Raw genomic sequence first — 13,277 nt, 5'->3', positions numbered from 1 at the left:
GGAGACCCCATGCAAGACATCCTCGAACGACTCGAGAAGAAGCGCGAACAGGCGCGCCAGGGCGGCGGCCAGAAGCGCATCGACGCGCAGCACGCCAAGGGCAAGCTCACCGCCCGCGAGCGGATCGAACTGCTGCTGGACGACGGCACGTTCGAGGAATGGGACATGTTCGTCGAGCACCGCTGCACCGACTTCGGCATGGCCGACAACAAGATACCGGGCGACGGCGTGGTCACCGGCTACGGGATGATCAACGGCCGGCTGGTGTTCGTCTTCAGCCAGGATTTCACCGTCTTCGGCGGCGCGCTCAGCGAGACGCATGCCGAGAAGATCTGCAAGGTGATGGACCAGGCGATGAAGGTCGGCGCGCCGGTGATCGGCATCAACGATTCGGGCGGTGCCCGCATCCAGGAGGGCGTGGCCTCGCTCGGTGGCTATGCCGACGTGTTCCAGAAGAACGTGCTGGCCTCGGGTGTCATCCCGCAGATCAGCATGATCATGGGCCCCTGCGCCGGCGGCGCGGTGTATTCGCCTGCCATGACCGACTTCATCTTCATGGTGAAGGATTCGAGCTACATGTTCGTCACCGGCCCCGAGGTGGTGAAGACGGTGACGCACGAGGAAGTCACCGCCGAGGAGCTGGGCGGCGCGACTACCCACACCACCCGCAGCGGCGTCGCCGACATGGCCTTCGAGAACGATGTGGAGGCGCTGATGATGCTGCGCCGCCTCTACAACTACCTGCCGCTCAACAACCGCGAGAAGCCGCCGGTACGCCCGAGCGGCGACCCGGCTGACCGGGCCGACCGGTCGCTCGACACCCTGGTGCCGGACAACCCCAACAAGCCCTACGACATGAAGGAGCTGATCGCCAAGGTAGTGGACGACGGCGACTTCTTCGAGCTGCAGCCTGATTACGCGAAGAACATCGTGATCGGCCTGGCCCGCATGGAAGGCCAGACAGTCGGCATCGTCGCCAACCAGCCGCTGGTGCTGGCCGGCTGCCTGGACATCAAGTCGAGCATCAAGGCCGCGCGTTTCGTGCGCTTCTGCGACGCCTTCAACATCCCGGTGGTCACCTTCGTGGACGTGCCCGGCTTCATGCCCGGCACCAGCCAGGAATACGGCGGCATCATCAAGCACGGCGCCAAGCTGCTCTATGCGTATGCCGAATGCACGGTGCCCAAGATCACGGTCATCACCCGCAAGGCGTACGGCGGTGCCTACGACGTGATGAGCAGCAAGCACCTGCGCGGCGACGTGAACCTCGCCTGGCCGCATGCCGAGATCGCGGTGATGGGCGCCAAGGGCGCGGTCGAGATCATCTTCCGCGAGGACCGCAAGGACCCCGCCAAACTCGCCGCCCGCGAGGCCGAATACAAGGCGCGCTTCGCCAACCCGTTCGTCGCCGGCGCCCGCGGCTTCATCGACGACGTGATCCTGCCGCACGAGACCCGCAAGCGCATCTGCCGCTCGCTGGTGATGCTGCGCGAGAAGAAGCTCGAGAACCCGTGGCGCAAGCACGGGAACATTCCGCTCTGAGCGCCAGCATTCCCACGACCATGCGGTCTGGTCCCCTCCCATGGCTGATGCTGTCGGCCGGCGCGCTGCTGCTGTTGCATAGCGCCTATCTAGTCGCTGCCAATGTGACGCACCTCGGCACCCTGCTGCCGGCCACGGCCGGCGTGGCACTGGTCGGCCTGGCGATGGCGGGCGACCGGTGGCAGCAGTTCCTGCATGCGGTGCCGTGGCGGGTGCTGGCCTGGCGCGCCGGGCTGATGGTCGGTGCGCTCTGGCTCGTCTCGCTAGCGGTGTTCTTCGTGGCGCTGCAGAAGGCGGGCCGGCAGACGCAACTGCGGGTGCCGCCCCAGGCCATCGTGGTGCTGGGGTCGAGCACGCCGCGCGGCGTGCCGTCGCCGACGCTCGCCCGGCGGCTGGACCTGGCGCTGGCTCTGGCGCAGCGCCATCCCGCGGCCGTGGTCGTCACCAGCGGCGGCGTGGATTTCCGCGAGACGGTCGCCGAGGGCGCGGTCATGGCCGCCTACCTGCGCGAACGCGGGCTCGCACCGGACCGCATCCTGGTGGAAGACCGCAGCACCAGCACGCAGGAGAACCTGGCGTTTTCGCGGCAGCTGCTGCAGGCCGCCGGCCGCGACGGCGACAACGGCGAGGTTCCGATGCTGCTGGTCACCAGCGATTTCCACACCCTGCGGGCGGCCGCCATCGCCCGCAAGACCGGCTGGTCGCAGGTGGCGACCGCCGGCGCCGAGACGCCGCTCTACATGCGCTACAACGCCTGGCTGCGCGAATATTTCGCGTGCCTGTCGAGCTGGGTGCTGCGCGAGTTCTGAACCTTCACCCAAACACATCCCTCGACGGAGACACCGCCATGTTCCAAAAGATCCTGATCGCCAACCGCGGCGAGATCGCCTGCCGCGTCATCGCCACCGCCCGCAAGATGGGCATCAAGACGGTCGCCGTCTATTCCGACGCTGACAAGGATGCCCGCCATGTCGAGCTGGCCGACGAGGCGGTGCACATCGGCGCGGCGCCCTCGCGCGAGTCCTACCTGCAGGCCGACCGCATCATCGCCGCTTGCCGACAGACCGGCGCTGAAGCCGTACACCCCGGCTACGGCTTCCTGTCGGAGAACGAGGCCTTCGCCCGCCGGGTGGAGGAGGAGGGCATCGCCTTCATCGGGCCGAAGCACTATTCCATCGCCGCGATGGGCGACAAGATCGCCTCGAAGAAGCTCGCGGGCGAGGCACAGGTCAACACCATCCCGGGCTGGAACGACGCGATCCCGTCGCCCGAGCGCGCGGTAGAGATCGCCCGCGACATCGGCTACCCGGTGATGATCAAGGCGTCGGCCGGCGGCGGCGGCAAGGGCCTGCGGGTCGCCTTCGACGACCAGGAAGCGCTGGCCGGCTTCACCGCCTGCCAGAACGAGGCCCGCAACAGCTTCGGCGACGACCGCATCTTCATCGAGAAGTTCGTGCAGGAGCCGCGCCACATCGAGATCCAGGTGCTCGGCGACGCGCACGGCAACGTGATCTACCTCAACGAGCGCGAATGCTCGATCCAGCGCCGCCACCAGAAGGTGATCGAGGAGGCGCCGTCGCCCTTCATCAGCGAGGCGACGCGCAAGGCCATGGGCGAGCAGGCCGTCGCGCTCGCCAAGGCGGTGAAGTACCAGTCGGCCGGCACGGTGGAATTCGTGGTCGGCAAAGACCAGGACTTCTACTTCCTGGAGATGAACACCCGGCTGCAGGTGGAGCACCCGGTGACCGAGTGCATCACCGGCCTGGACCTTGTCGAGCTGATGATCCGCGTGGCCGCCGGCGAACCGCTGCCGTTGCGCCAGGAAGACGTGAAGCGCGACGGCTGGGCGATCGAATGTCGGATCAACGCCGAGGACCCGTTCCGCAACTTCCTTCCGTCCACCGGCCGGCTGGTGCGCTTCCAGCCGCCGGAGGCGACGATGTTCGCGGCCGACACCGAGCACCTGCAGGGCGTGCGGGTGGATACCGGCGTGTACGAGGGCGGCGAGATCCCGATGTACTACGATTCGATGATCGCCAAGTTGATCGTCCACGGCACCGACCGCGACCATGCGATCGCCAAGATGCGCGAGGCGCTCAACGGCTTCGTGATCCGCGGCGTCAGCAGCAACATCCCGTTCCAGGCGGCGCTACTCGCGCATCCGAAGTTCGTAGCGGGCGACTTCAACACCGGTTTCATCGCCGAGCACTACGCCCACGGCTTCCGCGCCGAGGACGTGCCGCATGCCGATCCGGATTTCCTGGTGGCGCTGGCGGCCTACCTGCACCGCCGCCAGCGGGCGCGGGCCTCGGGCATCAGCGGCCAGCTGGCCGGCCACGGGGTGAAGATCGGCGAGGCCTTCGTCGTCGTCACGCTGAAGGCCGACGGCCAGAACGTGCACACGCCGGTCACCGTCACCGACTTCCAGGGCAAAACCGGCTCCAGCGCCGTCCAGGTGGGCGCGAGCAGCTACAAGATCGATAGCAACGCACCGCTCGGCAGCCTGCGGGTGCAGGGCACGGTCAACGGCCGGCCGTTCACCGCGCAGATCGAGCGCGGCACCCCGAAGAATCCGCTGGCGTTGCGGGTGCAGCACGACGGCACGCAGATCGACGCGATGGTGCTGTCGCCGCTCGGCGCCCGCCTGCACGCGCTCAGGCCCTACAAGGCGCCGCCCGACCTGAGCAAGTTCCTGCTGTCGCCGATGCCCGGCCTGCTGGTGGACGTGGCAGTGCAGCCCGGCCAGACGGTGCAGGCCGGCGAGAAGCTGGCGGTGATCGAGGCGATGAAGATGGAGAACATCCTGTTCGCCGCGCAGGACGGCGTGGTCGGCACGGTGGTGGCCCGCAAGGGCGAGTCGCTCGCGGTCGACCAGGTCATCCTCGAATTCGCCTGAGCGGCGACCGTTCTTATTTACCAGGACCCTCCATGACTCCCCAGACATTCGCCACCGACATGCAGGCCCAGGGCTTCGACGCCCCGGTGGATGTGCAGCGCCCGCAGGGCTGGCACCTCGAATCGCATGCCCACCCGTTCCACGCCCGCGCGCTGATCCTGTCGGGCGCCATTGTGCTGGAGGTCGACGGCATCCAGCGCACCTACCGGCCGGGCGACATCTTCGACCTGCCGCCCGACACGCCGCACCTGGAGACGGTGCCGAACGAAGGCGGCGTGCACTACCTCTCGGCGCGCCGGGCATCGGGGGCCGGCGCATGACGGCGGCGGCAGCGGTGCAGCGGCCGTTCCGCGTGCTCGGCATCCAGCAGATCGCCATCGGCGGGCCGGACAAGGCGCGGCTGCGCACGCTGTGGGTGGACATGCTCGGCCTGCAGGTGACCGGCAACTTCCGCAGCGAGCGCGAGAACGTCGACGAGGACATCTGCGCCATCGGCAGCGGCCCGCATGCGGTCGAGGTGGATTTGATGCAGCCGATCGACCCGGCGGGCAAACCGGAGGTGCACACGACTCCGCTGAACCATGTCGGCCTCTGGATCGACGACCTGCGGGCCGCGGTCGCCTGGCTCGAAGGGCAGGGCGTGCGCTTCGCGCCCGGCGGCATCCGGCCGGGTGCGGCGGGCCACGACATCTGTTTCCTGCATCCGAAGGCCAACGAGGCGTTTCCGATCGCAGGCGAGGGCGTGCTGATCGAGCTGGTCCAGGCGCCGCCGGAGGTGGTGGCGGCGCTGGGCGCGGTGCGAAACTGAGGGACGCGCGCGGCGGATCAGCCGCGCCGTTCGCGTGCGCGGGCGAGCGCCGCGGCGATGGCGGCCTTACGACGGTCGGCGGCGCTGTCTTCAGACGGCGGCGTCTGCGGAGGGTTCGGCGCGAGGGGAGGGGCAGAAACGTATTCGGGCGCCGGTTCCTCGTCGATCGCCGTCGGCATGGTGATGGCGCGAGCCCGGTGCAAGCGGTAGCGACCGAGGGCCTCGTTCGCCTGGACCTGCGACCAGGCGCCCCAGCCGGTCCGCTCTCCGCTGTCCGACGGCACCAGTGCGATGCAGTCCACCGGACAGACGGGAATGCAACGCTCGCAGCCGGTGCAGTGCGCCTCGATCACGGTGTGCATCCGCTTGCTGCGCCCGAGGATCGCGTCGGTCGGGCAAGCGTCCAGGCACAGGGTGCAGCCGATGCACCAGGCTTCGTCGATCACCGCCAGCCGCCGCGGACCTTCGGCGCCAGAGGCCGCGTCGAGCGGCAGCGGCGAGCGCCCGACGATGGCGGCGAGCCGCTCGACGCCCTCGCGGCCGCCGGGCGGGCAGCGATTGATCTCCGCCTCGCCCGTGGCCATGGCCGTGGCGTAGGCCGCGCAATCGGGATAGCCGCAGCGGGTGCACTGCGTCTGCGGCAAGGCGGCGTCGAGCCGTGCCGCGAGAAGCGCGACCGCCGACCCGGTCGGGCCGGCGGTCGGTGCGTTTCCGTCAGCGCGGGCGGGCGGCACGGCGCTTGGCGGGCGGGGCAGGCCGGCTGGCGGCAGCCGGGTGCGCGCTTTCCTCGGCCGTCCGGGTGGCGGCGTTGGCGGCGGCCTTCACCGTGCGCGGCTTGGGCGCCGCCGGCGAGCCGGGGCGGTGGCCGTCGGCCGGCACATCTTCGAGCGTGCGGGAGGTGGCTTCCGCGACGCCGCGGTCGAAGGTCCGGATGAACTTCCGCACCTGCGGATACACCACGTCGCGCCAGCGCCGGCCGCTGAAGATGCCATAGTGGCCGGCGCCCTTGGCTTCCAGGTGGCGCTTGCGGTCGGCCGGAATCCCTTCGCACAGGTCGTTGGCCGCGGCGGTCTGGCCGGAGCCGGAAATGTCGTCCAGCTCGCCTTCGACCGTCAGCATCGCGGTGGTCTTGATGTCCTGCGGCCGGACCCGTTCGAGCGTGCCGTCCGGCGCGCGGACATCCCAGGTGCCGTGCACCAGCGAGAAGTCCTGGAACACGGTGCGGATCGTCTCGAGGTAGTAGTCCGCATCCATATCGAGGACCGCGTTGTACTCGTCGTAGAACTTGCGGTGGGCCTCGGCGCTCGCGTCGTCGCCTTTCATCAGGTCCTTGAAGTAGTCGAAGTGGCTCTTCGCGTGCCGGTCCGGGTTCATCGCCACGAAGCCGGTGTGCTGCAAAAAGCCCGGGTACACGCGGCGCCCCTCGCCCGGGAAGCCCGGCGGCACGCGGTAGATCACGTTGTTCTCGAACCACTCGTGGCTCTTGTTGGTCGCCAAGTTGTTCACCGCCGTCGGCGACTTGCGCGCGTCGATGGGGCCACCCATCATCGTCATCGACAGCGGCGTGGTCTCGCCGCGCGAGGCCATCAGCGAGATGGCGGCCAGCACCGGCACGGTCGGCTGGCAGACGCTGATGACGTGGCAGTTGCCGTAGTTGGCCTGCAGGTGGCGGATGAAATCCTCGATGTAGTTGACGTAGTCGTCGAGGTGGAATTCGCCCTCGGCCAGCGGTACCAGCCGGGCGTTCTTCCAGTCGGTGATGTAGACCTTGTGGTCGCGCAACAGGGTCTTGACCGTATCGCGCAGCAGCGTGGCGTAGTGGCCGGACAGCGGCGCGACTACCAGCACGACCGGATCGGCCTTCAGGCGGGCCAGCGTATCCGGGTCGTCGGTGAAGCGCTTGAAACGACGCAGCTCACAGAACGGCTTGTCCAGCTCGATCGTCTCGTGGACGACCACCTCGCCGCTCTCGGTCGGCACGGTCTGGATGCCGAACACCGGCTTTTCGTAGTCCTTGCCGAGCCGGTGCAGCAGATCGAAGCCCGCCGACAGCCGCTGCGCGAACGGGGCCTGGCCCATCGGCGTCAGCGGGTTGCTGTACATCTTCGAGGCCGCATGCGCGAAATCGGCAAACGGCTCCATCAAGGCGCGTTGCGCTTCGTAGAACTGGTAGAGCATGGGACTCTCCTGGGGTAATGTTGCAGTGCAATATAGCAGCAGGCAATTTCTGACGCATCGGTAGTTCGACCGATACAAAGCGTCCGGAGACCGCCCTATTCGGCGTCGGCGATCCGGTCGATGCAATCGAATTCAGCTATAAATTTCATAGCTGAATGCGCAGATAGGGTGAGCGCAAACGCTTGGTTCGTTGCCGATGCCGCATGAAAAAGGGCTGCCGAAGCAGCCCATTGCGATGGACGGGACGGGGTCGCCGAGGTGTCAGACCACCTTCGCGATCGAGGCGCAGACGTGGTCGATGTTGCGGCTGTTCAGGGCGGCCACGCACATGCGGCCGGTATCGGTGCCATACACGCCGAACTCGCTGCGCAGGCGGACCATCTGGTCTTTGGTCAGGCCGGAGTAGCTGAACATGCCGATCTGCTCGGTGATGAACGACATGTCCTTCTGCACGCCCGCGGCCCTGAGGCCGTCCACCAGCTTCTGGCGCATCTCCTTGATGCGGACCCGCATGCCGGCCAGTTCTTCTTCCCACTGCGCACGCAGGGCCGGCGTGCCCAGCACGGCGGCAACGACCGCACCGCCGTGGGTCGGCGGGTTGGAGTAGTTGGTGCGGATCACGATCTTCAGCTGGCTCAGCACGCGGGCCGCTTCCTCCTTCGACGCCGCCAGGACCGACAGCGCGCCGACGCGCTCGCCGTACAGGCTGAAGCTCTTCGAGAACGAGGTCGAGACGAAGAAGGTCAGGCCAGCGTCGACGAACTTGCCGATCACTGCGCCGTCCTCGGCGATGCCGTGGCCGAAGCCCTGGTACGCCATGTCGAGGAAGGCGACCAGGTTCTTCGCCTTCACCGCGGCGACCACCTGGTCCCACTGCGCGGGCGTGATGTCGTAGCCGGTCGGGTTGTGGCAGCACGCGTGCAGCACCACGATGGTCCCGGCCGCGGCGGCGTTCAGGGCGGCCAGCATGCCGTCGAAGTCCACGCCGCGCTTGTCGGCGTCGTAGTACGGGTAGGTGCCGACCTCGAAACCGGCGCGGGTGAACAGCGCACGGTGGTTCTCCCAGCTCGGGTCGCTGATCAGGACCTTAGCCTCCGGGTTCAGCTGCTTCAGGAAGTCGGCGCCGACCTTCAGTCCGCCGGTGCCGCCGATGCACTGCACCGTGGCCACGCGGCCGGACGTGACCGGCTCGCTGCCGGCGCCGAAGACCAGGGTCTTCACCGCTTCATCGTAGGCGGCGATACCGTCGATCGGCAGGTAGCCGCGTGCCTTGGGCGCTTCCATCATCGCCTTTTCCGCGGCCTGGACGCAGTTCAGCAGCGGCAGCTTGCCGTTGTCGTCGTAGTACACGCCCACGCCGAGGTTGACCTTGTTCGGGTTGGTGTCGGCGGCGAACTGCTCGTTGAGGCCCAGGATCGGGTCGCGCGGTGCCATCTCGACGGCGGTGAACAGAGACATGGGAAAAGTGTCCTTGGTAGCGGGAGAAGGGGGAGGTAAAAGCGGGGTCCGGGCAGGGGCGCGGCTTGAATCGGCGGCACGCGGGACCACATGGGATTTTAATCAGCGCTGGCTGTCGTGCCTGCCCCTGCCGCCCTCCCACCATGCCCGATCGTCATCGCACCATGCCCGACCACGCTCCCGCCCTCGTTCCCCAGGACCCGCCCGCCGAACGCGCAGGCGAGTTCGTCACCTTCCCCGACTCGCCGTTCGAGCTGTTCCAGCCGTATCCGCCGGCCGGCGACCAGCCGGCGGCGATCGCCAAGCTGGTCGAAGGTGTGCAGGACGGCGAGGTGTTCCAGACGCTGCTGGGCGTGACCGGTTCCGGCAAGACCTTCACGATGGCCAACGTGATCGCCCGGCTGGGCCGGCCGGCGATCGTCTTCGCGCCGAACAAGACGCTGGCGGCGCAGCTCTACAGCGAATTCCGGGAGTTCTTCCCGAAGAACGCGGTCGAGTACTTCGTCAGCTACTACGACTACTACCAGCCCGAGGCCTACGTGCCCCAGCGCGACCTGTTCATCGAGAAGGACAGCGCGATCAACGAGCACATCGAGCAGATGCGTCTGTCGGCCACCAAGAGCGTGCTGGAGCGGCGGGACGTGGTGATCGTGGCGACGGTAAGCGCGATCTACGGCATCGGCGCCCCCGAGGACTACACCCAGATGCGGTTCATCCTGAAGGTGGGCGGCAAGCAGAGCCAGCGCGACGCGATATCGCAGCTCATCCGCATGCAGTACACCCGCAACGAGCAGGATTTCTCGCGCGGCTCGTTCCGGGTCCGGGGCGACACGATCGACATCTTTCCGGCCGAGCACTCCGAGCTGGCGATCCGCATCGAGCTGTTCGATGACGAGATCGAGAGCCTGCAACTGTTCGACCCGCTGACCGGCCGCGTCCGCCAGAAGGTGCCGCGTTTTGTCGTCTACCCCTCCAGCCACTACGTCACGCCGCGCGACAAGGTGCTGTCGGCGGTCGAGGCGATCAAGCTTGAACTGGCCCAGCGGCTCGACTATTTCGTCTCGCAGGGCAAGCTGGTGGAGGCGCAGCGGCTGGAGCAGCGCACCCGCTTCGACCTGGAAATGCTCGCCGAGATCGGCCATTGCAAGGGCATCGAGAACTATTCCCGCCACCTGAGCGGCGCACCACCCGGTGCGCCGCCGGCCACCCTGACCGACTATCTGCCCAAGGACGCGCTGATGTTCCTGGACGAGAGCCACGTCATGATCGGTCAGCTGGGCGGCATGTACAACGGCGACCGGGCCCGCAAGACGACGCTCGTCGAGTACGGCTTCCGGCTGCCGTCGGCGCTCGACAACCGTCCGCTCAAATTCGACGAGTTCGAGACGCGGATGCACCAGGTCGTCTTCGTGTCCGCCACGCCGGCGCAGTACGAGCAGGACAACGCGGGCCAGGTCGTCGAGCAGGTGGTGCGCCCGACCGGGCTGGTCGATCCGGTGGTGGAGGTGCGCCCGGCCACCCACCAGGTGGACGACGTGCTGCAGGAAATCCGCATCCGTGTCGAGAAGAACGAGCGGGTGCTGATCACGACGCTGACCAAACGCATGGCCGAGCAGTTGACGGACTACCTGTCGGACAACGGCGTCAAAGTGCGCTACATGCACAGCGACATCGACACGGTCGAGCGGGTGGAAATCCTGCGCGATTTGCGGCTCGGCGCGTTCGACGTGCTGGTCGGGATCAACCTGCTGCGGGAGGGCCTGGACATTCCGGAGGTGTCGCTGGTCGCCATCCTCGACGCGGACAAGGAAGGCTTCCTGCGCGCCGAGCGCTCGCTGATCCAGACGATCGGCCGCGCTGCGCGGAATCTGAACGGCCGCGCGATCCTCTATGCCGACAAGATCACCGATTCGATGCAGAAGGCGATCAGCGAGACCGAGCGCCGCCGGGCCAAGCAGATCGCCTGGAACGAATCGCAGGGCATCACGCCGCGGAGCATCGTGAAGCAGGTGCGGGATCTGATCGACGGTGTGTACAGCGAGAAGTCGGGCAAGGAAGCGGCGCGGTTGGAGCAGGGACTGCTACAGGCGCAGGTCGAAGACATGTCGGAGAAGGATGTGTCGCGCGAGATCAAGCGGTTGGAAAAGCAGATGCTGGAGCACGCCCGCAACCTCGAATTCGAGAAGGCGGCCCGTCTGCGCGACCAGCTGTCCTTGCTCAAGGAGCGGGCCTTCGGTGCGCCGGGTTCGGACAACGTCGTGCTGTTCCCGTCCGCAGGTGGTGCGGCGTAGGCGGCAGCGCACAGCGGCGCGCAGGGGATATCCGACAGAAATGACGGGTCTTGTGATATACTTGACGTAAATACTCAACAAAGAACCTGCGATGAAGGGCCTCGTCGTGCGCTGCGGATGCCGGCCACGAGGGGAAACAGGGCGGAGACGGTGCCACCGGCCACACGCCGGAGGTTTTACACACGAGCATCAGCCACAAGGAGTTGCCATGCGTCTCACAACCAAAGGTCGTTTTGCCGTGACTGCCATGATCGATCTGGCCCTGCGCCAGAACAATGGCCCGGTCACATTGGCTGCCATCAGCCAGCGCCAGCAGATCTCGCTGTCCTATCTGGAACAGCTATTCGGCAAGCTGCGCCGCCACGAACTGGTCGAGTCCACCCGCGGCCCCGGCGGCGGTTACACGCTCGGCCGCAAGGCTGCCGACATCACGGTGGCCGACATCATCGTGTCGGTCGACGAACCGATCGATGCCACGCACTGCGGCGGCAAGGAAAACTGCCTTGGCGAAGCCGGCCGCTGCATGACGCACGAACTGTGGGCGTCGCTGAACCAGCGCATGGTGGAGTTCCTCGATTCGGTCACGCTGCAGAAGCTGGTGGACGAGCAGATCGCCAAGGGCGTGCAGGTGGAGGACAAGCCGGCCGTGCGCCGTGCCATCTCCAGCACGCCGGTCGTCAAGCCGATCCGGGTGAACGCACCGAACTCGGTGTTCGCCCTCGGCAACGCCTTCGCCAAGTCCTGAGGGAGGCGGCCACGGCCGCTTCCGGAGACGGTCGATGCCATGCGGCATTGCCTGTCCGTTTGATCGCCAGCCGGAGCTTCGCGCTTCCGCCAGCCCACCAAGTTTGCTATGGACATGACCCCGCACTTTCCGATCTATCTTGACTACGGCGCAACGACGCCGGTGGACCCGCGCGTTGTCGACGCGATGATTCCCTGGCTGCGCGAGCATTTCGGCAATGCGGCCTCTCGCAGCCACGCGTGGGGCTGGGAAGCCGAAGAAGCCATCGAGAAGGCCCGTGGCCAAGTGGCCGAGCTGATTGGTGCCGACCCGCGGGAGATCGTCTGGACCAGCGGTGCGACCGAGTCGATCAACCTCGCCTTGAAGGGCGCCGCCCACTTCTACAAGTCGAAAGGCAAGCACTTGATCACGCTGAAGACCGAGCACAAGGCCGTGCTCGACACGATGCGCGAACTGGAGCGCCAGGGCTTCGAGGTGACCTACCTCGACGTCGAGGAAGATGGCCTGGTCGACTTCGACAAGCTGAAGGCGGCGATCCGGCCCGACACGATCATCGTCAGTGTGCTGTTCGTCAACAACGAGATCGGCGTCATCCAGGACATCCCGGCCATCGGCGCGCTGTGCCGCGAGAAGGGTGTGCTGTTTCATGTGGATGCTGCGCAGGCTACCGGCCGCGTCGCGATCGACATGAAGACGCTGCCGGTCGACCTGATGAGCATGACGGCCCACAAGACCTATGGCCCGAAAGGGGTCGGCGCGCTGTACGTGCGCCGCAAGCCGCGGGTCCGGCTGGAAGCGCAGATCCACGGCGGCGGTCACGAGCGCGGCATGCGCTCGGGCACCTTGCCGACCCACCAGATCGTCGGCATGGGCGAGGCCTTCCGCATCATCCGCCTGGAAATGGACGAGGTGAATGCGAAGGCGCGCGTGCTGCAGCAGCGCCTGCTCGATGGCCTGAAGGACATCGAACAGGTATTCATCAACGGCAGCATGGAGCGCCGAGTGCCGCAGAACCTGAACATGAGCTTCAACTTCGTCGAAGGCGAGTCGCTGATCATGGGCATCAAGGGTCTGGCGGTGTCGTCGGGCTCGGCCTGCACGTCCGCCAGCCTGGAGCCGAGCTACGTGCTGCGCGCCCTCGGCCGCAGCGACGAACTCGCGCACAGCAGCCTGCGCATGACCATCGGCCGTTTCACCACCGAGGAAGAGATCGACTATGCGATCTCGACCATCCGGCACAACGTCGCGAAGCTGCGCGAACTGAGCCCGCTGTGGGAGATGCACCAGGACGGCATCGACATCAGCACCATCCAGTGGGCCGCGCACTGACGCGCCGGCCCGCCCCACGATTTCGTATCA

Annotated in this window: 11 protein-coding genes; 8 read left to right on the top strand and 3 right to left on the bottom strand. The window is 67.0% G+C overall.

Annotated features, from left to right (window positions below; translation table 11 throughout):
* Positions 1–9: 9 nt before the first annotated feature.
* Genes QZ500_RS03305 through QZ500_RS03285 form a run of 5 tightly spaced genes read left to right on the top strand, consistent with a single transcriptional unit; the run spans position 10 to position 5,246 of the window.
* A complete protein-coding gene (locus tag QZ500_RS03305) occupies positions 10–1,542 on the top strand; it encodes an acyl-CoA carboxylase subunit beta (protein WP_295850782.1) in 1,533 nt (510 codons plus the stop codon).
* Positions 1,543–1,562: 20 nt separating this feature from the next.
* Complete coding sequence (locus QZ500_RS03300) at positions 1,563–2,351, top strand: YdcF family protein (protein WP_295850779.1); 789 nt, start codon at positions 1,563–1,565, stop codon at positions 2,349–2,351.
* Positions 2,352–2,389: 38 nt separating this feature from the next.
* A complete protein-coding gene (locus QZ500_RS03295; RefSeq protein WP_295850776.1) occupies positions 2,390–4,438 on the top strand; it encodes an acetyl/propionyl/methylcrotonyl-CoA carboxylase subunit alpha in 2,049 nt (682 codons plus the stop codon).
* Between the two features lie 32 nt (positions 4,439–4,470).
* Entirely contained in the window at positions 4,471–4,758 is a 288-nt protein-coding gene (locus QZ500_RS03290) for a cupin domain-containing protein (RefSeq protein ID WP_295850773.1), read from the top strand.
* On the top strand, positions 4,755–5,246 hold the full coding sequence (locus QZ500_RS03285; RefSeq protein ID WP_295850770.1) for a VOC family protein: 492 nt from the start codon (positions 4,755–4,757) through the stop codon (positions 5,244–5,246). Before QZ500_RS03290 ends, QZ500_RS03285 begins: the two co-directional genes overlap by 4 nt.
* A gap of 17 nt (positions 5,247–5,263) precedes the next feature.
* Here the strand turns inward: QZ500_RS03285 and QZ500_RS03280 are convergent, their stop codons facing one another.
* From QZ500_RS03280 to QZ500_RS03270, 3 genes are all read right to left on the bottom strand, one after another.
* Complete coding sequence (locus QZ500_RS03280; RefSeq protein ID WP_295850767.1) at positions 5,264–5,980, bottom strand: RnfABCDGE type electron transport complex subunit B; 717 nt, start codon at positions 5,978–5,980, stop codon at positions 5,264–5,266.
* On the bottom strand, positions 5,961–7,424 hold the full coding sequence (gene phaZ, locus QZ500_RS03275) for a polyhydroxyalkanoate depolymerase (RefSeq protein WP_295850765.1): 1,464 nt from the start codon (positions 7,422–7,424) through the stop codon (positions 5,961–5,963). Before phaZ ends, QZ500_RS03280 begins: the two co-directional genes overlap by 20 nt.
* 261 nt (positions 7,425–7,685) lie before the next feature.
* Positions 7,686–8,882 carry an amino acid aminotransferase gene (locus QZ500_RS03270; protein WP_295850762.1) on the bottom strand — a complete coding sequence of 399 codons (1,197 nt, stop codon included), beginning with the start codon at positions 8,880–8,882 and terminating at the stop codon, positions 7,686–7,688.
* 164 nt (positions 8,883–9,046) lie between these two features.
* On the opposite strand from QZ500_RS03270, the gene uvrB reads away from it, so the two are divergent.
* The 3 genes from uvrB (at position 9,047) to QZ500_RS03255 (ending at position 13,247) form a co-directional block, all read left to right on the top strand.
* Positions 9,047–11,173 carry an excinuclease ABC subunit UvrB gene (gene uvrB, locus QZ500_RS03265; RefSeq protein ID WP_295850759.1) on the top strand — a complete coding sequence of 709 codons (2,127 nt, stop codon included), beginning with the start codon at positions 9,047–9,049 and terminating at the stop codon, positions 11,171–11,173.
* A 208-nt stretch (positions 11,174–11,381) separates the two neighbouring features.
* Positions 11,382–11,918: a Fe-S cluster assembly transcriptional regulator IscR gene (gene iscR / locus QZ500_RS03260; RefSeq protein ID WP_295850756.1), complete on the top strand. Its 537-nt coding sequence runs from the start codon at positions 11,382–11,384 to the stop codon at positions 11,916–11,918.
* Between the two features lie 108 nt (positions 11,919–12,026).
* Positions 12,027–13,247, top strand: a complete 1,221-nt coding sequence (locus QZ500_RS03255; RefSeq protein ID WP_295850753.1) for an IscS subfamily cysteine desulfurase — start codon at positions 12,027–12,029, stop codon at positions 13,245–13,247.
* The last annotated feature ends 30 nt before the right edge of the window (positions 13,248–13,277 follow it).

Source organism: uncultured Xylophilus sp. (assembly GCA_913776965.1).
Classification (GTDB): Bacteria; Pseudomonadota; Gammaproteobacteria; order Burkholderiales; family Burkholderiaceae_C; genus Xylophilus.
The sequence above is the reverse complement of the archived record's forward strand: the minus strand, read 5'-3'. Positions and strand labels throughout refer to the sequence as shown.